This is a genomic window from bacterium (genome assembly GCA_021372775.1).
In the GTDB taxonomy this organism is placed as follows: Bacteria; Acidobacteriota; Polarisedimenticolia; order J045; family J045; genus JAJFTU01.
Genome location: JAJFTU010000289.1, coordinates 1 through 23,745, shown reverse-complemented (window position 1 = coordinate 23,745; position 23,745 = coordinate 1). Strand labels below are relative to the sequence as shown.

Here is a 23,745-nt window from a genome sequence, read left to right as displayed (position 1 = left end):
CATGAGTTCCGCCGCCGACAGGAATGCGCGCTGGCCGCTGTGGGTCCTCGCCGCGCTTTCCCTGGCCTTCGCGGTCGTCTCCGCGGGGCGGCGCTGGTTCGCCGACGACTCGTTCATTCCGTTCCGCTGGGCGGCCAACCTCGCCCACGGCTCGGGCCTCGCCTGGAACGCAGGCGAGGCGGCGACCGACGTCGGCGCCCCGATCGGCTGGGCGCTGCTCCAGAGCGCGGCGATCCGCGTCGGCTTCGATCCGGTCCTCTTCGCCTGGACGCTCGGTGCCGCGGCGGGGATCGTCCTGCTCTGGCTGCTCTACTCCGTCGGGCGGAACGCGCTTCATCTGCCGCCCGGCTGGGCGCTCCTCGCCCCCGCCGCGCTCTGCCTGCAGCGCGGCTTCGTCCTCGGCGCGGTGGACGCCGGCCCGGAGCGGCCGGCGACGGCGCTGGCCTTCGCCGGGCTCGCCGCGCTGACGCTCGAGATGCGCGGGCCGCTCCGCCGCCGGCCGTGGAGCGGCGCGCTCTTCTTCGGCGCGACCTTCCTCTGGCCGCTGTCGGCCGCGCTCCACGTCGCCGCCGCGGCCGGCCTCGCGCTCGCCGCGTTCGCCGGACGGCGCGTCGAGCCGGAGACGCAGCAGGAGGAACTGCTCGAAGAGGCGCTCGAGGAGGCGGAGGAGCCGCCGGCCGAGATCGAGGTCGTCGAGGTCGGCGCGGAGCGGCGCATCGCGCTGCGCGCGATCGCCCTTTCGCTCGGCCTGCACGTCGTGCTCTTCGGCTGGCTGCTCGCGCTCCGCGCCCTGCTGCTCGGCTGGACGACCCCCGACTTCGGCTGGGGTCTCGCCGGCGGGGGGCTCGCCGCCGGCCTGCGCTGGCTGGCGCGCTTCCCCGCGGCGACCGAAGGGTGGCTCTGGGGGCCGTTGCTCGCCTTCGGCCTGCTCGTCGTCGGCGACGCGATGCCCGACGCCGCCGCCGCGCTCCTCGCGCAGTGGGCGCTGTTCGGCGCCGCGCTCGTCGCGCTGGGCGGCGGGCGGACCGACCTCCTCGCGCTCGATCCGCTGCTTCCCGCCTTCGCGCTGCTGCTGCCGGTCGCGCTGCGCGGCCTGATGCACCTGCGCGGCGAGCCGGCGGGACGGCGCCGAAAGATCGCGTTCGCGGTCGTCGGCGCGGCGCTCGCCGCGCTCCTCGCGTCGAGCTCGTTCCGCGCGCCGGTCTCGACCGCCCCCGCGCCGACGGTCGAGGAGCGGCGCGCCGCGGCGCTCGCCGCGCTCGACGAGGCGCAGGCGCTCGCGCAGTACCTCGGCCCCGCGGAACGGGTCGCCGGCCCGCGGATCGGCCTCGGCCCGTACATCGGCGGCTTCCACCACGTCGATCCGTCGGGGGCCTCGCCGCGCGACGGCAAGCCGCTCAGCTTCGCCGACCTCGCCGCGGAGCGGACGACGTTCATCGACGCCTACGGCCGCTTCCTCTTCGACGCGCCGCCGCCGCGCGGCCGCGCGCCGGCGACGGCCGCGCCGTGGATCGGCGCGGGCGCGACGCTCTACACGCTGGAGTTCCCCGCCGGACGCGAACGCTACTTCGTCTTCGCCTCCGCGGCGCCGCGCGGCGAGATCGAGCGCTGGGCGGCGGCGAAGGGGCTGCGCTTCGTGGACGCCGCGCCGCTCGGCGCGCCGTCGCGCGAGCCGACGCTGCGGAACTGACGCGGCGACGAGTCAGGGAGCGTCGGGGGCGCCGATGTCGGCGATCACCCGCCAGGCCCCGTCGGCGCCTTTGCGCCACGTCGTGAGGTACTTCCCCGTCGCGACCGCCGGCTTGCCGTCCGGCCCCTTCCGCTCCGCGCGCCAGTGGCCGTAGGTGACGCCGAAGTCGCCCGCGGCGGAGACTTCGGCGCCGTCCACGAACCACGACAGGCCGGCCGGGTCGAACCCCGCCTTGGCCCACGCGGCGCGGATCGCCTCCTTGCCGCGGACGAACGGCCCGCGGCCGGGGAAGACCACGGCGTCGTCGGCGAAGAACTCCACCCACGCGGCGACGCCCCGCTCGCGCGAGGCCTGGTCGAAGGCGCGGTCGCGCGCGGCGAGTTCGGCGGCCGGATCGGGCGGCGCGGCGAGGGCGGCGGAGGCGGCGAAGACGGCGCCCGCGAAGGCGAGCGCGGCGGCGAGGCGACGCATGACGGACCCTCCTCGCCGCGGAGTGTACGTCGCGGCGGGGCTTCTCAGCTCACGCGCACCGGCATGACGACCATCGCGATCCCGAGCCACTGCAGCCGCTTCTGCAGCGAGTAGGCCATCTGGTTGTGCAGGAAGCGGTTGTACCAGCGCTCGCGCTGGAAGATGACCTTGCCGGCGAAGAAGACCAGCCGCGGGTACTCGTTGTGGAGCTGCAGCGAGAGCCGCTCGGCCTCGTCCACCGCGTCGGTCCCGAGGGCGTAGGCGCTCGTCGCGGCGCAGCCGAGCCGCTGGGCGAAGTCCACGTACTTCGCCAGCTCCTCCTCGGTCCGCTTCTTCAGGTGCTCCATCTCCCCTTCGCCCTTGAAGGCGCCGGAGTCCACGACGCCGACGGAGATGAAGACCAGATTCTTGAAGTAGCCGGGGAAGGCCTTGAAGATGTTCAGGATCGTGTGGATTCCCAGCCCGCCGTAGACGCCGACGAGGACCGCCGCCGTCGGCTGGGCCGGGTCGGGGGCGCGCCGGTTCGGCGTCCCCGGCGTCGGGATGCTGCCGAGGATCTTGTCGAGCTGGGCCAGCTTCTCGCCGACGTTGTCGTAGTGCCGCCGCACGAGGAACGCCGCGCCGATGCAGCAGCCGGTGACCGCGATCGTCAGCCAGCCGCCTTCCTCGAACTTCTCGTAGACGGTGATGCAGAGGATCGTCGCGCAGAGCAGGAAGCCGATCAGGAAGAGGAGCGCGTGGCGGATCCAGCGCGGGCGCTCGCGGGAGCCGACCCACAGTTTCAGCATCCCGAACATCGACAGCGAGAAGGTGACGAAGACGTTGATGCTGTACATCACCACCAGGCGGCGGACGTCGCCGCGGGCGTAGAGCAGCGCGCCGAGGCTGGCGACGCCCATCAGCATGTAGCCGTTCTGGGTGGTGAGCCGCTCCGACAGCGAGGCGAAGCGGCGCGGCGCCCACGAGTCCACGGCCATGTTGGCCAAGACGCGCGGGCCGTCGAGGAAGCCGGCCTGCGCGCCGACGACGAGGAGCGCCCCTTCCGAGATCAGCGTGACGATCGGGAAGAGCACGGTGTTCCAGCCGACGCCCGCGGAGAACCGCTCGAGCAGGACGGCGTTGAGCGTCTTCCCCTCGACGAAGCCGACGTTGAGCAGCAGGTAGCAGACGAGCAGGCCGCCCGCCGTCAGCGACAGCGAGAGGGCCATCAGGAACATCGTCCGCTTGGCGGTCTGCACGCGCGGCTCGCGCATGATCGGCAGGCCGTTGCTGACCGCCTCGAGGCCGGTGTACGTCCCCGCGCCCATCGAGTAGGCGTGGGCGAAGAGCATGAACATGCCCATCAGGCCCAAGGCGCCGAGACCTTGGTGGAACCCGGAGTTGACTTGGCTCGCCACCTCGGGAACGCGGTCGAGCCCCATGACGAACGCGCCGCCGATCAACACGATGTGCGTGACGAGGAAGACGATGAAGATCGGCGAGAGCGCGAGGACCGACTCCTTCACCCCGCGGATGTTGATGGTCGTCAGGCCGACGATGATCAGCGCGGCGAGCGGCAGCTTGAAGGCCTGCCACTCCAGCGGCAGGAAGCTGAAGATCGCGTCGCAGGCCGAGGCGATCGAGACGGCGATCGTCAGCACGTAGTCCACGAGGAGCGCGGAGCCGGAGACGACGCCGATCCGCGGGCCGAGCAGCTTCGTGGCCACCACGTAGCCGCCGCCGCCGTGCGGGAACTCCTCGATGATCCGGCTGTAGGCGAGCGAGATCACCACCACCGTCAGGGCCGTGGCGAGGCCCAGGCCGATGGCGAGGTAGGTGTGCTCGCCGAGGGTGCGGAAGGCTTCCTCAGGTCCGTAGGACGACGACGACAGTCCGTCGGCGCCGAGGCCGATCCAAGCGAGGAAGGCGACGAGCGAGAGGTTGTGGAACAGCCGCTTGTCGTTGAGGTCGCGCGGCGGCCCGATGACGAGCCGGCGCAGGCGTTTCCCCACCCCGGGCTTTTCCGGAGGGATCGGGGTCGTGTCGTCGGGATTCGGAGGAAGTTGGCTCATGTTCCGTCGGTCGGCGCGGGAGCGCGCCGGCACCCGCCGGCCGCGTCTGGCAGCCCGGGGAGCATAACGCACCGGACGGCCCGCGCCCACGGGGGCGCCCCGCCGGCATCCGCGCGCGGGACCTGTCCGAAGACGGCTCGCCGCGGTCGTCCGGCGGCCGCGGCGGTAGACTCGCCGGGCGCCCGGCGACCGAGCGCGGCGGAGAGGCTCGCGTGGCGGAAGAGAGGAAGACGGTGGTGATCGTCTCCCGCGAGGGGCTGGGAACCGTCCAGGCGCAGGACGCGCAGTTCGGGCGGGAGATGCTGGAGCGGTATCTGCACGCCTTGGAGGGACGGCCGGACCGTCCCGCTGCGATCTGCCTCTACACCGACGGCGTGAAGCTGGCGCGGCGCGGTTCGCCGCTGGTTCCGGCCCTGCAGCTGCTGGAGGGGCTCGGCGTGCGGATCGTCGCCTGCCGGACTTGCCTCGAACATTACGGGACGCTCGAGGATCTCGCGGTCGGCGAGGTCGGCACGATGGCCGACATCGTGGGGTTGACGCTGGAGGCGGACAGCGTGATCACCGTCTGACCTCGTCGTCCCCGCCGCCCGGAGCGGTCCTCCCGCGTGCGCGTCCGCCGCGGGCGTCAGAGGCGGACGCCGCTCGCCGGATCGAAGAGGTGCAGCGCGTCCAGCTCCACCTGCAGCGTCGCGTGGTCGCCGGGACGCGGGGCGCGGTGCGGGTCGGCGCTGGACACGAAGACGTCCTCCCCCGCGCGGCCGTGCACGACGACCTCGTGGCCGAGCGGCTCGACGATCTCGACCTCGACCTCCAGCGGCGCCGCGGGACCGCGGAGCTGCGCGCCGGCGCTCCGCAAATTTTCCGGCCGCACGCCGACGACCACCGAGGTTCCCGCGGCGAGCGGCGCGGCCCCCGCGGGGGCGGGCAGCGCGAACGACGCCGCGCGCAGCGTCCTGCCGCCGTCCGTCGCCTCCGCGCGGAAGAAGTTCATCGGCGGCGCGCCGATGAAGCCGGCGACGAAGAGGTTCGCGGGGCGCTCGTAGACCTCGAGCGGCGCGCCGATCTGCTGCGCGCGGCCGTCCTTGAGCACGCAGATCCGGTCCCCCATCGTCATCGCCTCGACCTGGTCGTGCGTGACGTAGATCGTCGTCGTCCGCAGCCGGCGCTGCAGCTTGGAGATCTCGGCGCGCATCTGCACGCGCAGCTTCGCGTCGAGGTTCGAGAGCGGTTCGTCGAAGAGAAAGACCGACGGCTTGCGCACGATCGCGCGGCCGACGGCGACCCGCTGCCGCTGGCCGCCGGAGAGCTCGCGCGGCTTGCGGCCGAGCAGCGCGCCGAGACCGAGAATCTCCGCCGCCTCGCCGACGAGGCGGTCGATCTCCGCCCGCTCGGCGCCGCGGATCTTGAGGCCGAACTCGAGGTTCTCGCGGACCGTCATGTGCGGGTAGAGCGCGTAGCTCTGGAAGACCATCGCGATGTCGCGGTCCTTCGGCGGCAGGTCGTTCACCACCCGCCCGCCGATCGAGACCGTGCCGGAGGTCGCTTCCTCGAGGCCGGCGACGATCCGCAGGGCGGTGGACTTGCCGCAGCCCGAAGGGCCGACGAGGACCATGAACTCGCGGTCGCGGATCTCGAGGTCGAGCCCCTCGAGGACCGGCGTCTCGCCGAACCGCTTGGAGACCTTCGCGAGCGTGACCGAAGCCATCGTGACCGACCCCTTCCGCGCGGCGCGGGCCCGGCGCCCGCCCGCGTCCGGCGGAGGAACGATACACCGGCCCGCGTCTCCCGCGCCCGCGCGGACGGCGAGCGGACGAGGCGCGCGGCCGCCGCCCCGGGCGCGGCCCTTTCGACGCGCCGGACGAGCGGCGCCGCGTCTAGGCCTTGAATGTCTCGTAGACGACCGAGTAGTCCATCTCCCCCTGCCCGGCCTCGAGCGTCTTCTCGTACAGCTCGTGCGCCACGCGCCCGGCGACGAGCGGCCGCCCGACGTCCTCCGCCAGTCCCTCGATGTAGCGCAGGTCCTTGAGCAGGCCGTTCACGCTGAAGTTCGGCGAGAAGTCGTCCGCCTCCAGCTTCCCCTTCTTCGAACTGAGGACCGAGCCGTTCCCCGCGCCGCGCCCGAGGACGTCGATCACCCGCTCCCGCGTCAGGCCGAGCCGTTCGCCGAGCGCGAGCGCCTCGCCCAGCGCGGCCATGTAGCCGGCGAGGACGAGGTTGTTGATCAGCTTGAGCCGCGTGGCCTCGCCGATCCGCCCGAGATAGAGGACGTCCCGCCCGATCACCTCGAGCAGCGGCAGGGCGCGCGCGAAGTCGCCGGGAGCGCCGCCGGCCAGCACCGTGAGCATCCCGCGGCGGGCCATCGGCGCGCTGCCGAGCACCGGCGCCTCGATGTAGGCGCCGCCCCGTTCCTTGACCGCGCCGGCGAACCACTCGATCCGGCGCGCGTCGTGCGTCGTCAGGTCGATGACCAGCTTCCCCGCGACCGCCCCCGCGAGCAGGCCGTCGCGCCCCTCGAAGACCGCCTGCGCCGCGTCGCTGTCGAAAAGGGAGACGACGACGACGTCCACTTCCGTGACCAGATCGGCGGGGCCGGCCGCGATGGCGGCTGGAAGCCCCTCGGCCTTCTCTTCCGTGCGGTTCCAGACGATCAACGGCCGACCGCCCGCCGCGAAGCGCTCGGCGACCGCCCGACCCAGATTCCCGAGTCCCAAGACTCCGATCGTCATCTCGCTCCCTCCCTCCGGCGTTGCCGCGTGCCGAAACAGTACGTCGGGCGGCGGGGGCCCGGGGCGGCATAGCGTACGGCTAACTCATTTAGACGCGGGAGCTTGAGGGGACGCCGCGGCGTCGAGCCGCTTGCGGAAGTAGGTCCAGCTCGTCTCGTTCGGCTCGCTGTAGGCCGCGGGGGCGGAACGGAACTGCGGCCCGCGGGCCTCGACGTAGGCGCGCACCTTCGCCGGAAGGTCGGCGTAGCCGCCGGGCAGCTTGTAGCCGGCGCAGTGATAGACCATCTGTCCCGGCCGGTCCCCCATCCGCATGAACGGCAGCCACGGGCCGATCCGCGTCCAGGAGATCCGCGCCGGCACGCTCGTCCGCGCCGCGTCGGCCAGCTCGTCCTTGGACACGAAGAACTGGAACAGCTCCGCGGCCTGATAGTCGTCGGCCTGCGCGAACTCGGGGAAGCGGCTCTTCGGCAGCGGCGACGGATAGAGCAGGTAGACGCGCAGCGAGAAGACGCGGTCCGGGCCGAAGTCCTCCGCCGGCAGGGCGAACGACGCCGGCCACTCGCTGTTCACGGGGTCGTTCCAGACGTGGACGACCTCGACCTCGCGCCGCGTGTAGGGGTTGGTCCAGCGCCCGAGGATCTCCCCCGTCGCCGGGTCCTCGTAGAACGTCACCTCGCGCGTGATCAGCCGCAGGCCGTCCTTGGTCCGCTCCAGGCGGCCGACGTTGTACCCCTCGACCCGGAACAGCTTCCGGGCCCGTTCCCCGGGAACGACGCCGCGGACCTCGCCGGCCCAGTAATAGACGACCTCCTTGCCGGAGAGGTCTCCGCGGACCCGCGCGAACTCCTCCCCCGGGCTGGGGACGGGGGCCGCGGGGGCGGACGGCGCGGCCAAGGCGGCGGCGGCGAGGAGCGCCGCGGGCACTATCGCGAAGACTCGGCCGACAACGGACATATTCGGACCCTCCAAGTCGCGACGGCGAGGCCGGGCGAGGCGGACATTCTACGGCCCGGCGGCGGCGCGCCGCGCGCCCGGGAACGGCGGGCGGCGCGGCGCGGGCGCGGCTGCTATCCTTGGAATCTTCCCCTCCTTCCGCAGGTGACGACTCGTGAGCCCTGAAGACAACTCGGCCCCTGCCGGTCCGCGTCCGCCCGGCGACCACAATCCGCGCCGCGAAGCGCTGCTCGACTTCCCCGACCGCGAGTTCGGCGAGATGACGCCGGAGGACTACCGAGAGCTCGGCTTCATGGCGGGCCTCGAAGTCCACCAGCAGCTCGCCACGCGCGGGAAGCTCTTCTGCCGTTGCCCGGCCGGCCGGCACGTGACGAAGGTGGACGGCGAGGTGCTGCGGCACATGCGCCCCACCCTCTCCGAGCTGGGCGAGTACGACGGCTGCGCGCTGATGGAATTCAAGACGCGCAAGGAAATCGTCTACCTGCTCGAGCGGGGCTCCGTCTGCACCTACGAGATGGACGACACCCCGCCGTTCCCGATCGACGAGGAGGCGGTGCGCCGGGCGATCGAGGTCGCGCTGCTGTTCAACGTGAACCTCGTCTCCGAGCTCCACGTGATGCGCAAGCAGTATCTGGACGGGTCGATCCCGACCGGTTTCCAGCGCACCACGATGGTCGGCCTCGGCGGCTCGATCCCGTTCCGCGTCCCCGAGCTGGGGGTGGACCGGCAGCTGCGCATCCGCCAGCTCTCGCTGGAAGAGGACTCCTGCCGCGAGGTCTCGGACATCGGGCACCGGATCGTCTTCCGCACCGACCGCCTCGGCGTGCCGCTGACGGAGACGGTGACCGAGCCGGACATGCTGACGCCGTTCGAGACGGCGGCCGCCGGCCGGCTGATCGCGCAGACGGTCCACTCGACCGGGCACGTCGCCCGCGGCGCCGGCGCGGCGCGTCAGGACACCAACGTCTCGATCGCCGGCAGCCGCCGGATCGAGCTCAAGGGCGTCCCCTCGCACAAGCTGCTGCCCCGCCTGACGCACATCGAGGCGTTCCGCCAGCTCAACCTGCTGCGGATCCAGCACGAGCTGCTGCGCCGCGGCGTGGGCAAGGAGCTGTTCGCCTGCCCGACCAAGGGGCTCCCCTGGGAGCAGGTCCCGCTGGCGATCGACGCGTCGAGCCTGCTGCGCCGCTGCGACTACGCGCCGATCCGCGACGCGCTGGAGCGCGGCGAGCGGATCGTCGCCGTCCGGCTGCCGCAGTTCGGCGGCCTGATGCAGCGCCGCACCCAGCCGGGCGTCACCTTCTCGCGCGAGTTCGCGGACCGCGTCCGCGTCGTCGCCTGCCTCACCTCGCGTCCGTTCATGATCCACAGCGACGTGAAGGACTACGGCCTCGGCCGCGCCGACTGGCGCCCGCTGCGGACCGCCCTCCACGCCGACGCGTGGGACGCGATCGTCGTCCTCTGGGGTCCCGAGGAGGACGCCGCCACGGCGGTGCGCGAAGTGCTGCTCCGCGCGCAGGACGCCCTCGACGGCGTGCCCGCGGAGACGCGCCAGGCGTTCGCCGACGGCACGAACGGCTTCGAGCGGATCCTGCCCGGGCCGGACCGGATGTACCCCGACACCGACACGCCGCCGGTCGCGATTCCCGACGCGCTCGTCGCCGAGGTGCAGGCCGAGCTGCCGGAGCGGCCGTGGGAGCGCGCGGCGCGCTACGTCGCGCTCGGGCTCGACGACGCGATGGCCCGCCGGCTCGCCGCCGGCGACTACCACCTGCTCTTCGACGCGCTCGCCCCGAAGACGGCCGCCGCGGCGCGGCGCCTCGCGGCGGCGCTCGAGAAGCGTCTGCCCTACTTCGAGCGGGTCCACGGCACGACGGTCCCGCCGCCGCACCGCCTCCGCCCGCTGGTCGAGGCGCTCGAGACGGGGGCCTTCCGCCCCGAGGCGTTCGAGCGGCTGCTCGACGCGCTGCTCGAGGATCCGGCGCTGCCCGCGGAGATCGTCGTGGCCGAGGCCGCGCCGGGCGAAGGGGACGCGGCGGAGCTCGACAAGTTGGTCGCGGAGGCCGCGGCCAAGGCCGACGAACTCGCCGGCCGTCCGATGGAGACGATGATGCGCTGGGCGATGGGCCAAGTGATGCCCGAGATGCTCGGGCGCGTCGCGCCGGACGCCGTCCGCGCGCTGCTCGAGGCGGCGGTCGGCCGCTTCTGCGGGGAGGCCCGATGAGCGCCGGCGGCGATCAGAACAAGGGGTACCGCGAGCCCTGCCTCTCGGTCTTCCGGAAGTACGGCGTGACGGTCTGGTGCGACGTCAAGGTCAAGACCACGCGCGGCGACTTCGAGGGGCTGCTCCTGCCCCGCTCCGAGACGAGCGACGAGCTCCACATCGTGCTCAAGCTGATCAGCGGCTACAACATCGGCCTGCGGCACGACACGATCCTCGACGTCGTCAAGACCGGCTACCGCGAGGCGCACTACAAGATCCCGGAGAAGGAGTTCCCGCGCGACGCGGCGAAGCCGCACGTCAAGCTGCTCGGCACGGGCGGGACGATCGCCAGCCGGCTCGACTACCGCACCGGCGCGGTGATCCCGGCCTTCAGCCCGGGCGAGCTGTACGGCTCCGTCCCCGAGCTGGCCGACATCTGCAACCTCGACACCGAGAAGCTGTTCGGGATCTTCAGCGAGAACATGGGCCCCGAGCAGTACCTCTCGCTGGCCGAGGGATGCGGGCGCGCGATCGCCGACGGCTACGACGGGATCGTGATCGGGCACGGCACGGACACGATGCACCACACCGCGGCCGCGCTCTCCTTCATGGTCGAGAACCCGCCGATCCCGATCATCATGGTCGGCAGCCAGCGCTCGTCCGACCGGCCGAGCTCCGACGCCGCGCAGAACCTGATCAACGCCACGGCGGCGGCCGCGACCGGCCCGATCGCCGAGGTGATGGTCTGCATGTTCGGGCCCACCTCGGACCGCTACAACCTGCTCCACCGCGGGACGCGCGTGCGCAAGATGCACAGCTCCTATCGCTCGACGTTCCGCACGATCGGCGACATCCCGCTGGCGATGGTCGAGAACCGCGTCGTCACGCCGCTGCAGGAAGGCTACAAGCCGCGGCGCACCGACCGCGAGACGAAGATCCACGCCAAGTTCGACGAGCGGGTGACGATCCTCTACTACTACCCGAACATGAACCCCGACATCATCGACGCCCTGGTCGAGAAGGGGTACAAGGGAATCATCATCGCCGGCACCGGCCTCGGGCACATCAACCGCAAGATCTACGGCGCGCTCGAGCGGGCGCACGCCGCCGGCGTGCTCCTCTTCATGACCGTGCAGACGCTCTGGGGCTTCGTCCAGATGAACGTCTACGAGACCGGGCGCGAGATCCTCGGCCTCGGCGTCGTGCCGCTCGCCAACATGCTGCCGGAAGTCGCCTACATCAAGCTCGGCTGGGCGCTCGGCATGCACCCCGACGACCCGCACGCCGCCGAACAGCTGATGCAGCAGCCGATCGCCGGCGAGATCACGCCGCGCGAGCCGCACGACAGCTACCTGATCTTCCAGGGCGGCGTGCCCGAGATCAAGGACTTCCTGGGGAAGGTGTGGAAATGACGACGACCAACACGTACGACGTCGCGCCCGCGGCCGAGGCGACGCTTCCCGCGCGGCGGCTGGAGCGGGTCTTCGGCAAGCCGAACGGCGAATGGACGGTGGACGACCTCGTCCAGCTCGTGCGCGAGCAGGGGATCCGCATCGTCAGCCTGATGCACATCGGCAGCGACGGCTGGCTCAAGACGCTCGACTTCGTGCCGCGCTCGGTGCAGCACCTGCGCGACGTGATCGAGGGGGGCGAGCGGGCCGACGGCTCGTCGATCTTCGCCGGCTCCGGCATCCGCGCCGGCGCGTCGGACATCCTTCTCCGGCCGCGCATCTCCTCGGCGTTCATCGATCCGTTCGCCAAGCTGCCGACGCTCGTGCTGCTCTGCAGCCACGCCGGCCGCGACGGCAAGCCGCTGCCGCAGTCGCCGGACACGATCGTCCGCGCCGCCTTCGACCGCGTGAAGGCCGAGCTCGGCGTCGAGCTCTCCGCCCTCGGCGAGGTCGAGTACTTCCTCGGCAAGCGGGCGACGGAAGAGGACGTCTACGGCACCAACGACCGCGGCTACCACGCCAGCTCGCCGTTCGTCTTCGGCGAGCGGCTGCGCCGCCACGCGCTGACGCTCCTCGCCGAGCTCGGCGTGCCGATCAAGTACGGCCACAGCGAGGTCGGCTACATCCCGGCGTCGGAGACCGACAGCACGATCTGGGAGCAGCACGAGATCGAGATGTCGCTCGCGCCGCTGCCGGACGCCGCGGACGGCGTCGTGCTGACGCAGTGGGTGCTGCGCAACCTCGCCCATCAGGCGGGGATGCGCTGCAGCTTCGACCCGATCATGCGCAAGGGGCACGCCGGCTCCGGGCTGCACTTCCACTTCTCGCCGGTCGTCGGCGGCCGCCACATGGGCGGGCTCGACGCCGAGGGGAAGCTGTTCCCCGAAGGGCAGTGGCTGATCGCGGGGCTCGTCCAAACGGGCGCGGCGCTGATGGCGTTCGGCAACCGCAGCGAAGGCTCCTTCATCCGCCTCAACCAAGGGAAGGAAGCGCCGACGGCGGTGGCGTGGGGGCAGTACGACCGGCTCGCGCTGGTGCGGCTGCCGATCATCGCCACGACCCCCGACGGGCGGCAGGTCAGCGCCCCGACGATCGAGTTCCGCCTCCCCGACGGCTCGGCCCACCCGCACCTGCTCTTGGCCGGGGTCGCGCAGGCGATGGTCGCCGGCAAGGCGACGCCGGACCTCGCCGGGCTGCTCGAGCGGAGCGCCGCGGCGCGGGTCCGCGCGAACCCCGGCACGGGCGCGCCGCTGCCGAAGAACTTCCACGACATCAAGAAGCTGCTCGAAGGGATCCGCGGGATCCTCGAGGCGGGCGGCGTCTTCGCCCCCTCGATGCTCGACTCGGTCATGGCCCAGCTCGACGCCTGAGCCGAAGCCGGCCTCGTTTTCCGAAGAGCGGCGGGCGCGCGACGCCCGCCGCTTTTTTCGTCGGCGCGGGCCGCGAACGATCGCCTTCTTTCACGCCGCGCCCTCTTGTCGCGGGGCGCCGCGTCGGGTTAACGTCCGCGCCGGGGCGCCGGGGCCGACGGCCGAAAGAGCATGATCGGCGGACGACGCCCGCGCATTCTTCGGCAAGCAGTCGAACTCACGAACGAAGCCCCCGCGGCGACGCGGACGGGAGAGCCCGCGCATGGGTCGAGCCACCGTTTCCTTGTTTTTGTCGTGTTGTCTTTTCGCCTGCTCGGCCGCGGCGTTCGCGGCCGGCGGGGCCCAACCCGGACCGCAACTGCTGCTGCGGGGAGGCGCGGTCGATCCGGCGTCGCTGCCGCCGGTCGTCGCCGCGGCCAAGGCCGCCGGTCCGCGGCTGCAGGTCGTCCAGTTCGCGGGACCGATCCAGCCGGCGTGGCGCGCGGCGATCGACGCCGCGGGACTGAAGGTCCTCGACTATCTGCCCGACTACGCCTACGTGGTCTGGGGCGACGACGCGGCGCTGGGCAAGCTGATCTCCGCCGCGCCGGCGCGGTGGTCCGGCGACTACCGTGCGGCGTGGGCGCTTCATCCCGCGGTCGCGGCCCTCGCGAAGTCGGCGTGGATCGACGTCAACGTCCAGATCGTCGACGCGCCGGAGGGCGAGGCGTCGCTCGCGGCGATCGTCGGCGCGGCGGCGGAGGTGCTCCGGGCGCCGCGGGCGGTTCTGTCGCGGCGGAACGTGACGGTGCGCATCCCCTCCGACCGCGCGGCGTGGGCCGCGGCCCTCCCCGGCGTCCTCAACGTCGAGCCGTACGTCGCGCCGCGGCGGATGGACGAGATGCAGGGAGTGATCCTCGCCGAGAGCCTGACCAACAACGGCGCGTCCCCCGCCGGCCCGGGTTACCTGACGTGGCTGCGCGACACGCTCCACTTCTCGACCAGCGCCGCCGACTACCCGATCGTGGACGTGACCGACGACGGCATCGACAACGGCACGACCGCGCCGTTGCACCCCGACTTCTACACGGCGGGCAACACGGCGCAGGCGGCGCGGCTGGTCTACAACTACAACTGGACCACCGACGCGAGCGCCGACGGTCAGGAAGGCCACGGCAACCTCAACGCCTCGATCGTCGGCGGCTACAACGACAAGACCGGCTCGGCCTACAAGGACGCGGCCGGATACAGTTACGGCCTCGGCGTCAACCCGTTCGGACGGATCGCCGGATCGAAGGTCTTCACGAACAGCGGCTCGTGGGGCACGACCGCCGCGAACAGCGCCTTGACCTCGAACAGCTACGCGCTCGGCGCGCGGATCACGAACAACTCGTGGGGCGCCGACACCTACGGCGTCTACAACACGGACTGCCAGGAGTACGACGCGCTGGTCCGCGACGCGCAGCCGGGAGTCGGCGGCGCCCAGGAGATGATCACCGTCTTTTCGGCCGGCAACAGCGGTCCCGCCGGCACGACCGTCGCATCGCCGGGCAGCGCGAAGAACGTGATCTCGGTCGGCGCCTCGGAGAGCGTCCGCCCCGACTGGACGGACGGCTGCGCGGTCGGGACGACGGGCGCCGACAACGCGCTGGACATCGCGGACTTCTCCTCGCGCGGGCCGACGGCCGACCAGCGGATCAAGCCGGACATCGTCGCGCCGGGCACGCACATCATCGGCGCGGCGTCCCAGGATCTCGGCTACTCGGGAACCGGCGTCTGCGACAAGTACCATCCCGACGGGCAGACGCTCTACGCCGCGAGCTCCGGAACGAGCCACTCCGCCCCCGCGGTGGCCGGCGCGGCGTCGCTCTTCTATCACTTCTACCAGAACCTCGCCGGCGGCGCGGCGCCGAGCCCGGCGATGACGAAGGCGTGGTTCGTCAACTCGGCCCGCTATCTCACCGGCGTTTCGGCCAACGACGCTTTGCCGTCCGTGACGCAGGGGTTCGGGATCCTCGATCTCAAGGCCGCGTTCGACGGCACGGCGCGTTTCCGGCACGACCAGGACGCCCTGCTGACGGCGAGCGGCCAGTCGTTCCGCTACGCGGGAGTGGTCGCCGATCCGACGAAGCCTTTCCGCGTGACGCTGGCCTGGACCGACGCGCCGGGGGCCACGACGGGCAACGCCTACGTCAACAACCTCGACCTCGCGGTGACCGTCGGCGGGAAGACCTATCTCGGCAACGTCTTCTCCGGCGGCACTTCCGTCGAGGGGGGAACCGCCGACGCGCGGAACAACGTGGAGAGCGTCTTCATCCCCGCCGGCGTGTCCGGCCCGTTCGCGGCGACGGTCGTCGGAACGAACATCGCCGGCGACGGCGTGCCGGTCAACGGCTACGCGACCGACCAGGACTTCGCGCTGGTGATCTACAACGCGAGAACCTGCATCGGCGCGCCGACCGACGTGAGCGCCAGGGGCGACGGCGACAACGCGATCCTCGTCCAGTGGACCGGCGTCGCCGGCGCCGCCGAGTACCACGTCTACCGCGGGTTCTCGCTCAGCGGTCCGTTCACCCTCGCCGGAACCGCCGCCGCCGGCGCGACGTCGTTCGTGGACGCGGTTTCGGGCGGGATCACCTACTACTACCAAGTGCGCGCGTTCGCCGACTGCGAGTCCGACGTCACCGGAACCGTCGCCGCGGGGACGAGCGGCGCCTGCACCGAAGCGCCGACGTTCGCCGGCGTCGCCTCCGTCGCCGACACGAAGACCGCCGCCTGCGGGCTGCAGCTCGGGTGGAGCGCGGCGACGGCCCACTGCGGCGGGCAAGTCCATTACCGCGTCCATCGCTCGACCAGCGCCTCCTTTGCGCCCGGCCCCGGCAACCTGATCGCCGACGGCCTCGGGGGAACGAGCTTCGTGGACCGCAACAACCTGGCGAACGGGACGACGCAGTACTACATCGTCCGCGCCGTGGACGGCGCGAACGGAATCGCCGACACCAACGTCGCCGCGCGCGGCGGCGCCCCCTCCGGCGTCGTCGCCGCGAGCAACCTGCTGAGCGAGTCGTTCGCCGCGGGCGATCCGCCGACCGGCTGGACCGTCGTCAACGGCGGCAGCAGCGGCGCGACCGGCTGGACCTGGACGACGACCAACCCGAAGAGCCGGGCGATCCCCGCGGGGATGACGGCGCCGATCGAGATCATCGACAGCGACGGCGAGGGGAACGGCGTCACGCAGGACGACTCGCTGATCACGCCCGCGTTCGCCGTCGCCGCCGGCGGGAGCTACCAGCTCTCGTTCGACACCTTCTATCGCGCCTACAGCGCCAGCGCCGCGTACGTGGACGTCACGATCAACGGCGGCGCGACGTGGACCACCGTCGCGACCTACGGCGCGAGCGACGTCGGATCGGCGACGGCCGCCGGCCACCAGACGATCGACGTCACATCGGCGGTCGCGGGCGGGACGTCGGCGCAGGTCCGCTTCCGCTACACCGGCGCGTGGGATTGGTACTGGATGATCGACAACGTCGCCGTCGATCAGACGCTCGCCGGAGCGTGCTCCGCCGCCGCCGTCGTCGGCCCCGCCGAGGCGAGCGCCGCGGGAACGATGACCTGCAGGCGCGGAACCGGAACGGCGATCCAGGTGAGCTACGCGCCGGCCTGCGGCGCGACCGACCACGCCGCCTTCTGGACGCTCGTTCCGGCCGGCGGCGTCGCCGACCGGCGGTTCCACAACGCGGCCTGCTCGCTCGGCGCGGGCGGAAGCGCCGCCTTCGATCCGGGCCCGGTCGGCGCCGGCGGGCTGGTCTACTTCGTTCTCGTCGGGCAGGACGGGAGCTCGCAGGGCTCCTTCGGGAGAACCAGCGCGGGCGTCGAGCGCGAGAGCGCCTACGACGCCTCGTGGGCCTGCAACCGCGCGCAGATCCTCGGCGCGACCTGCCCCTGACGACGGCGCGCGGAGTACGGAGAGGCGGTCGGCGGCGACGCCGGCCGCCTCTTTGTTTACCGGTCGATCGTCGCGCGTCCGGCGTCCGCCCCCTTTCTTTCCTTCCGCGCGCGGCAGCGGCGAAGCGCTCTTTTGTCCGCGGCCCTCTTGTGGCCGCTCGCGGCGCGGCGTTAACGTAATCTCCACGTCCGGCGCGGGATTCAAGGGGAACCAACGCCGGGATTGGGGGTTCGAGAATGGGCGAAAGCAGCGAAGAGAGATCGTGGATTCCGATGGTGTTGTCGATCGCGGCCCTGATCCTCGTCGTGATCGGGCTGTTCGTCGGCTACAAGTGGTTCACGAACTTCGGGAACGCCGGGGCGCAGCAGAGCGTCGCCGCGACGGAGAAGCTGGCCAAGGACGCGCCGGCCGCGGCGCCCGCCGCGCCGACGGCGCCGCCGGACGAGCTCGACCTGACCGACGGCGTGAAGAGCGTGGCGACGACGTCGTTCGCGCCGCCGTCGGGCGGGCGCGCCTTCAACCCGCGCAATCTCGTGGACGGGAAGGTGGAGACGGCGTGGCGGCCGGCGCCCTCGGCGAAGAACGGCGAGGGGCAGGTGATCAAGTTCGAGTTCGCCAAGCCGCTCGAGGTTTCCGCGCTCGAGATCGCCAACGGCGACCAGCTCGGCGACAACTTCGAGAAGAACGGCCGGCTGCTGACGGGCCGCGCCGAGCTGCCGGGCGGCAGGGTGATTCCGCTGCGCTGCGATCCGTCGCAGAAGGGGTTCGCGCGGTTCGAGGCGCCGCGGACGCGCATCGACAAGTTCTACATCGTGGTCGAGAAGGTCTATCCGGGCCGCGACTCGCGGAATCTCGCGATCAGCGAGATCAAGATCAAGGGACGGAAGTAACTTCTCGGGTCTCGGGGATCGGGGCGGGGCCGGGTGCGCGCCGGCCCCGCTCTTCTTTTGTGCGGCGCTGCGGGTTTCGAAGGCGTCACTGCCGCGGGGTCCGCGGGCTTGATCCTCGAGCGTGTCGACGATGTCACTGCCCGCGCGTTTCGCGGGTTTGGCGGCTGCGGGTTTCGGCGGCGTAACGCTCCGCGGGGCCCGCGGTTCAATGCCCGCGCGATTCGAGGGACGCGCGTCGGGCGACGGGGGCGGCGGCTCCGCCACGGGGCAACGGCTCGCCGCCGCCCCCGCTCGCCCGACGCGCTGTCGTCTTCGGTTGCACGAGTCGCTGGCTGTCTGCGAGGGGATGATCCTTTTTGATGGTTCGTGTTTCTTGTCTCGCCTCGCGCCACGGCCTTGGTTCGCGGTCGCTGTTGGGCGATCGGCGTTGGAGCGTCGGGGCGCGTGCGTCTCGGGGGCGCGCGCCGCGCGACGGGGGGCGGCGGCTCCGCGACGGGGCAATGCTCCGCCGCCGCCCCCCGCCGCTCGACGCGCTTGTCGTTTTCGACGCCATGCGTTCGGCGGCCTGCGTTGGACGGGCGCGTTCGGCGCCGCGATGGCGACGGACGTAGGGGCGGCTGGCGCGTCCCGATTGCCGTGTCCCCGCTCAAGATCCCACCGCGCCTGCCGCCCGACATGGACCTCGCGAAACGTTGCCTTTCGGCTCGAGAGGCAATGGCGGGGATCGGGTCGGGCGGCGCGTCTTGACGGAGAGAGTTTTTGATTCTATTTTCGGAATATGAATTTCTGCTCACCACGTCGATCCGTCCGCGGCGCGCGCCTGGCGATCCTCCTCGGCCTGGCCGCCGCCGCCAGTTCTTCGCCCGCCGGCGCCGCCGAGGGGCTCTCGCTGGCGGAGGCGCTGCGTCAGGCCGGCGCGGACAACGATGCGCTGCGGGCCTCGGGCGAGGCGGTCGCGGAGGCGCGGGAACTGCGCGGCGTCGCCGACGCCCTCGTCTGGCCGACCGTCGAGATGCACGCCCGGGCGGTGCGGATGGACGATCCCCTGCGGATCGACCTCTCGCCGCTGCGCGGGCTCCTGCTGGAGCTCAACCCGGGCGTGCCCCCGTCCGCGATCCCGCCGCTCGGCCTCGACGTGCTCGACCGCGACTTCGCGCGGGCCGACGTCCGCTTCCTCTGGCCGCTCTACGCCGGCGGCAAGATCACGGCGGCGCGGCGCGCCGGACAGGCGCGGGTCGACGCGGCGGAGGCCCTCCACGGCCGGGAGAACGAGACCCTCGCCGCCGACGTCGTCGAGCGCTATTTCGCGCTCCGCCTCGCGCTCGACGCGGTGGACGTGCGGCGCGAAGTCCTCGCCGATCTGGAGCGGCACGTCGCCGACGCGACCCGCCTCGAGGCCGAGGGGCAGATCGCGCGCGCCGACCTGCTGCACGCCGAGGTCGCGCGCGCCGAGGCGGACCGCGCCCTCAAGCGGGCGCTGCACGACGTCGCCCTCGCCCGCGTCGCGCTCGCCGACCTGCTCGGCGTCGCGGAGGTCGCGTCGGCGCCGACGACGCCGCTCTTCGCCCCGCGCGACGTCCCGCAGCTCGACTTCTTCCGCGACCGCGCCCGGGCCGAGAACCCGCTCCTCGCCGCCCTCGACGCGCGCCGCCGCGCCGCCGACGCGGCCGCCGACGCGGAACGCGCCGCGCGACGGCCCGAGGTCGTCGCCTTCGGCTCGCGCGAGCTGCGCACGACCGACCTCACCGTGCTCGACCCGACGTGGTCCGTCGGCGTCGAGGCCCGCTTCACCCTCTTCGACGGCATGGCGCGGCCGCGCCGCATCGCCGCCGCCGAGGCCGCCGCGCGCGAGGTTTCCTACGCCCGCCGGCAGGCGGCGCGGGACGTCGGGACCGCGGTCGAGCGTTGGTACCGCGAGATGGCCCGGGCCCGCGAGCAGTACGAAGCGCTCGGCGCCGCGCGCGCTCTCGCCGAAGAGAACCTCCGCACGCGCCGGCGCGGGTTCGACGAGGCGATGGCCACCTCGCTCGAGGTCGTGGACGCGCGCGTCGCGCTCGCCGCCGTGCGCCTCGAGACGCTCGCCGCGGAGCGCGACTTCGACGTCGCGCTGGGACGGCTCCTCGCCGCGGCGCGCCTCTCTTCCAGCTACTTCGACTATCTGCCGCGCGAAGACGCGGAGGTGACCCGATGAAACTCCTTCTCCGCCGCATCGCCCTCGTCGTCGCGCTGCTCGCCGCCGCCGCCGTCTTCGTCGCCGCCGTCTGGCTCCGCGCCAAGCCGCGCCCGGAACAGATCCAGGGGCAGATCGAAGCCACCGAGACGAACGTCGCCTCCAAGGTCGTCGGCCGCGTCGCCGAACTGCCGGCGCGCGAGGGCGCGCACGTCGAGCGGGGGGCGCTCCTCGCCGTCCTCGACAGTCCCGACATCCGCGCCCGCCTCGCGCAGGCCGAGGAGGCCCGCGCCGCCGCCGCCGCCGAGCGGGACAAGGCGCTGCGCGGGGCGCGCGAGGAAGAGCGCCGCAGCGCCGAGAACGACTGGCGCCGCGCGGTGCACGCCGCGGAGCTCGCCGAGACGACCTGCGGCCGCATTCGGCGCCTCCACGCCGACGGCGTCGTGCCGCGCCAGCGGCTCGACGAGGCCGAAACGGCGGCGCGCACCGCGAAGGATCTCGAGAACGTCGCCCGCGCCCGCTACGACCAGGCGCTGAACGGCGCGCGCGCCGAGGACAAGGCGGCCGCCGCGGCGATCGAGCGGCGCGCGGCCGGCGCGGTGGCGGAGATCTCCTCGCTGGTGGACGAGACGCGCGTCGTCGCGCCGACGGCGGGCGAGGTCTACCGCAAGAACGTCGAGTTGGGCGAGCTGGTCGGCGCCGGCGCGAGCGTGGTCACGCTCGTCGACCTCGGCGACGTCTGGGCGACGTTCAACGTGCGCGAGGACCAGATGGCGCGCTTCTCGATGGGCGCGCGCCTCGCGCTCCGCATTCCCGCCCTCTCCGACGCCGCGGGGGAGTTCGAGGTCTACTACGTCGCGCCGCAGGGGGACTTCGCGACCTGGCGCACGACCGAGTCACAAGGCGGCTTCGACCTCAAGACGTTCGAGGTGCGCGCGCGGCCCGTGCGGCCGATCGCCGGGCTCCGCCCCGGGATGAGCGCTCTCCTCGCCGACGACGCCGCCCGCCGATGAACCGCTTCGTCCGCCACGTCGCCGCGGCGGCGCGCCGCGAGGTCGGCCGGATCGTCGCCCGCCCTCTCTATCCGCTGATGGCGTTGGCGCTCCCGGCGATCTCGTTCGTCGTCCTCGTCGGGACGTTCCGCGCCGGCGTGCCGGCGAAGCTCCCGGTCGCGGTCGTCGATCTCGACCGCACGCCGCTCTCCCGCGCCGTCGCGCGCGCGCTCGCCGCGACGCGCACGCTCGACGCGACCGACGTCCCCGACATGGCGGCGGCGGAGCGGAGCGTGCGGCGCGGCGAGGCGTACGCGGTCGTCGCGCTGCCGGAGCGGATGGAGCGGGACGTGCTGCGCGGCAAGACGGCGACGATCGTCTGCCACGGCGAGGCGCAGTACATCCTCCCCTACAGCCTGATCCGGCGCGCCGCGCGGCAGACGGTCGGCGACGCCGCCGCCCGCCTCGAGTTCCGTTGGCGCGCGGCGCGGGGGCAGTCGGCCGCCGCGGCGCGCAGCGGGCTCGAGCCGGTTCCGGTCGAGCTGCACACGCTCTTCAACCCCTCGATCAGCTACGTGCCGTACTTCCTCTCGACCGTGCTTCCGGCGATGCTGCAGGTCTTCGTGGTGATGATGTTCGCCGATGTCTTCGGTTCGGAGATCAAGGAGCGGAGCGGGGCGGCGTTCCTCGACGCGGGCGGCGGAAGCCTTCCCGCGGCGCTGCTCGGCAAGGCGCTGCCGCACCTCGGCCTCTTCTCCGTTCTCGCCGCGGCGATGCTCAGCGTCCTCTTCGGCTCGCTCGGCGTGCCGCTGCGCGGCAGCGTCCCGCTCGTCATCGCCGCGTCCGCCCTGTTCGTGCTGGCCTGCGCGGCGGTGGCGCTGCTCTTCGTCGCGCTCACCGCCGACCTGCGGACGGCGACCAGCCTCGCCGCGATCTACTCCGCCCCCGCCTTCGCCTTTTCCGGCTCGGCCTTCCCCACCGTCGGGATGCCGCTGTTCGCGAGGGTCTGGAGCGCGCTGCTGCCGCTGAGCCACTTCGTGCGGCTGCTCGTGCAGCAGGCCTCGCGCGGCGCGGCGCCGGCCGCGTCGGCGGGAACGTGCGGCGCGCTCGCCGCGTTCGTCGCCGCGGGCCTGATCTTCGGCGCGCCGCGCTACGGCCGTCTGCTCCGCGATCCGCGCTTCCGGACGGCGTGATGAAGACCTTCTTTAGCGCCGCGCTCGACGAGGCGCGCTCGCTGCTCCGCGATCCCGCGCCGCTGGTCGTGCTGGTCGGATCGGTGATCGTCTACTCGCTGCTCTACCCCGCGCCCTACATGAACAAGGTCCTGAAGCGGGTTCCCGTGGCCGTCGTCGATCTCGACCATTCGGCGACGAGCCGCCGCCTGACGCGGCTGATCGACGCGCACGAGCTGACGGCCGTCGCCCGCGTGCTCGACGACGAGCGCGAGGCGGCCGAGCTGGAGCGCGCGGGAGTCGTCTCGGGGACGGTCGTGATCCCGCCGCGCTTCGAGCGCGACCTGCTCCGCGGCGACCGCGCGGCGATCGGCGAGTTCGCCGACGCGAGCAACCTGCTCACCTACCGCCAGCTCTCGACCGGCGTCGGGGCGGCGGCCAAGGTCGTCTCGACGACGATCAAGGTCCGTCGGCTCGTCGCCTCCGGCACGCCGCGCGGCGAGGCGACGGCGCGCCGCGCGCCGCTGGCCTTCGACATGCAGCCGCTCCACAACCCGGTCGAGGGGTACGACTCGTTCATCGTTCCCGCCGTCTTCGCGCTGATCCTGCAGCAGACGCTGCTGATCGGCATCGGAATCCGCGGCGGCGGCGCCCGCGAGGACGCGGCGCGCGCAGGCGGAAACGACCGCGCAGGAGCGGCGCGCGCGGACAGAGGCGACGCGGACGGTTCGGGCGCCGGCGCTCCCGCTCCGGAGGGCGGCGCCGCGCCGCGCTCGCTCGTCCGCTCCGCCGCGGTCGTGCTCGGGCGGGCCGCCGTCTACTGCGCGCTCTATCTCGTCCACGTCGTGTTCTACTTCGGCGTCGTCTGCCCGCTCCACGGCTTCGGCGGCGCGCCGGACTCCGCGGCGCGCCTCCTCGTCTTCACCGCGCCGTTCATCGTCTCCGCGACCTTCCTCGGCCTCGCCTGCGGCGCCTTCTGGCCGCGCCGCGAGACCGCCCTGCAGACGCTGATGTTCACCTCGATCCCCGCCGCGTTCCTCGCCGGCTTCGCCTGGCCCGCGCAGGCGATCCCGCTCTGGCTGCGCGCGCCGGCGGCGCTGATTCCCTCGACGACGGGAATCGCCGGCCTCGTGCGCGTGCTGCGGATGGGCGCCTCGCTTTCGGACGTCGCGTGGGAGTGGGGTATTCTGTGTGCCCTCGCCGCGCTCTACTTCTCCTTGGCGGTCGCCGCCGAGACGCGCCGGGGATGAGGGGGACGCGGATGCCGGCGCCGAGGAAGGAACGCGAACGCACGCTGCGGCGGGAAGTGCTGATCGAGGCCGCGGAGCGCGTCTTCGGGCGCAAGCCGTTCGACGAAGCGACGATGCAGGAAGTCGCCCGCGAAGCCGAGATCGGCATGCAGGGGCTGTACGAGCAGTTTCCGTCGAAGCAGGAGCTCTACGAGCGGATGCTGGTCCACGGCGCGGAGCTGTTCCGCGGCGCGGTGGACGAGGCGCTGGCCGAAGTCGCCGACCCGGCGGGGCAGCTGCGCGCGGTGGCCGCCGCGTACTTCCGCGTGCTGCGCGACCGGCCGGTCTTCCTGCCGATCTACCTCAAGGAGCGCGTGCAGTTCGAGTGGGGGTTCCAGTCGCGGTTCGCCGAGCAGCTTTCGCCGATCTACTCGTCGGAGCGCTCGCG

Annotated in this window: 17 protein-coding genes; 12 read left to right on the top strand and 5 right to left on the bottom strand. The window is 72.7% G+C overall.

What is annotated here, in order from left to right; translation table 11 throughout:
* The coding region (locus LLG88_10115; GenBank protein ID MCE5247259.1) for a hypothetical protein at positions 1-1,690 on the top strand (1,690 nt) is incomplete at its 5' end.
* Positions 1,691-1,702: 12 nt separating this feature from the next.
* Here LLG88_10115 and LLG88_10110 read toward each other — a convergent pair.
* Positions 1,703-2,161 carry a DUF4440 domain-containing protein gene (locus tag LLG88_10110; GenBank protein MCE5247258.1) on the bottom strand — a complete coding sequence of 153 codons (459 nt, stop codon included), beginning with the start codon at positions 2,159-2,161 and terminating at the stop codon, positions 1,703-1,705.
* 44 nt (positions 2,162-2,205) lie between these two features.
* Positions 2,206-4,212, bottom strand: a complete 2,007-nt coding sequence (locus LLG88_10105) for an APC family permease (GenBank protein MCE5247257.1) — start codon at positions 4,210-4,212, stop codon at positions 2,206-2,208.
* 212 nt (positions 4,213-4,424) lie between these two features.
* Here LLG88_10105 and LLG88_10100 point away from each other — a divergent pair, with 212 nt between their 5' ends.
* The gene (locus LLG88_10100; GenBank protein MCE5247256.1) at positions 4,425-4,781 is read left to right on the top strand and encodes a DsrE family protein; all 357 of its coding nucleotides are present in this window, start codon (positions 4,425-4,427) and stop codon (positions 4,779-4,781) included.
* Positions 4,782-4,837: 56 nt separating this feature from the next.
* On the opposite strand, the gene ugpC is transcribed toward LLG88_10100, so the two are convergent.
* The 3 genes from ugpC to LLG88_10085 all read right to left on the bottom strand — a co-directional run bounded on the left by ugpC (position 4,838) and on the right by LLG88_10085 (position 7,862).
* On the bottom strand, positions 4,838-5,917 hold the full coding sequence (gene ugpC / locus LLG88_10095; GenBank protein ID MCE5247255.1) for a sn-glycerol-3-phosphate ABC transporter ATP-binding protein UgpC: 1,080 nt from the start codon (positions 5,915-5,917) through the stop codon (positions 4,838-4,840).
* Between the two features lie 169 nt (positions 5,918-6,086).
* Positions 6,087-6,938: an NAD(P)-dependent oxidoreductase gene (locus tag LLG88_10090; protein ID MCE5247254.1), complete on the bottom strand. Its 852-nt coding sequence runs from the start codon at positions 6,936-6,938 to the stop codon at positions 6,087-6,089.
* An 84-nt stretch (positions 6,939-7,022) separates the two neighbouring features.
* Entirely contained in the window at positions 7,023-7,862 is an 840-nt protein-coding gene (locus LLG88_10085; protein ID MCE5247253.1) for a DUF1838 domain-containing protein, read from the bottom strand.
* A gap of 184 nt (positions 7,863-8,046) precedes the next feature.
* Here LLG88_10085 and gatE point away from each other — a divergent pair, with 184 nt between their 5' ends.
* The 10 genes from gatE to LLG88_10035 all read left to right on the top strand — a co-directional run.
* The gene (gene gatE / locus LLG88_10080) at positions 8,047-10,116 is read left to right on the top strand and encodes a Glu-tRNA(Gln) amidotransferase subunit GatE (GenBank protein ID MCE5247252.1); all 2,070 of its coding nucleotides are present in this window, start codon (positions 8,047-8,049) and stop codon (positions 10,114-10,116) included.
* Positions 10,113-11,507, top strand: a complete 1,395-nt coding sequence (gene gatD, locus LLG88_10075) for a Glu-tRNA(Gln) amidotransferase subunit GatD (GenBank protein MCE5247251.1) — start codon at positions 10,113-10,115, stop codon at positions 11,505-11,507. The genes gatE and gatD overlap by 4 nt, the downstream gene beginning before the upstream one ends.
* Positions 11,504-12,916: a hypothetical protein gene (locus LLG88_10070; protein ID MCE5247250.1), complete on the top strand. Its 1,413-nt coding sequence runs from the start codon at positions 11,504-11,506 to the stop codon at positions 12,914-12,916. Before gatD ends, LLG88_10070 begins: the two co-directional genes overlap by 4 nt.
* A gap of 262 nt (positions 12,917-13,178) precedes the next feature.
* Positions 13,179-16,844, top strand: a complete 3,666-nt coding sequence (locus LLG88_10065; GenBank protein ID MCE5247249.1) for a S8 family serine peptidase — start codon at positions 13,179-13,181, stop codon at positions 16,842-16,844.
* 236 nt (positions 16,845-17,080) lie between these two features.
* On the top strand, positions 17,081-17,734 hold the full coding sequence (locus tag LLG88_10060; protein MCE5247248.1) for a hypothetical protein: 654 nt from the start codon (positions 17,081-17,083) through the stop codon (positions 17,732-17,734).
* Between the two features lie 778 nt (positions 17,735-18,512).
* Positions 18,513-19,925, top strand: coding sequence for a TolC family protein (locus LLG88_10055; protein MCE5247247.1), 1,413 nt, complete (start codon positions 18,513-18,515; stop codon positions 19,923-19,925).
* Positions 19,922-20,917 (top strand): efflux RND transporter periplasmic adaptor subunit, encoded by a 996-nt coding sequence (locus LLG88_10050; protein ID MCE5247246.1) that lies wholly within the window; start codon positions 19,922-19,924, stop codon positions 20,915-20,917. Before LLG88_10055 ends, LLG88_10050 begins: the two co-directional genes overlap by 4 nt.
* Positions 20,914-22,089: an ABC transporter permease gene (locus LLG88_10045; protein MCE5247245.1), complete on the top strand. Its 1,176-nt coding sequence runs from the start codon at positions 20,914-20,916 to the stop codon at positions 22,087-22,089. The genes LLG88_10050 and LLG88_10045 overlap by 4 nt, the downstream gene beginning before the upstream one ends.
* Positions 22,089-23,318 (top strand): ABC transporter permease, encoded by a 1,230-nt coding sequence (locus tag LLG88_10040; GenBank protein MCE5247244.1) that lies wholly within the window; start codon positions 22,089-22,091, stop codon positions 23,316-23,318. The genes LLG88_10045 and LLG88_10040 overlap by 1 nt, the downstream gene beginning before the upstream one ends.
* 11 nt (positions 23,319-23,329) lie before the next feature.
* On the top strand, positions 23,330-23,745 hold a 416-nt coding region (locus tag LLG88_10035), incomplete at its 3' end, for a TetR/AcrR family transcriptional regulator (GenBank protein MCE5247243.1).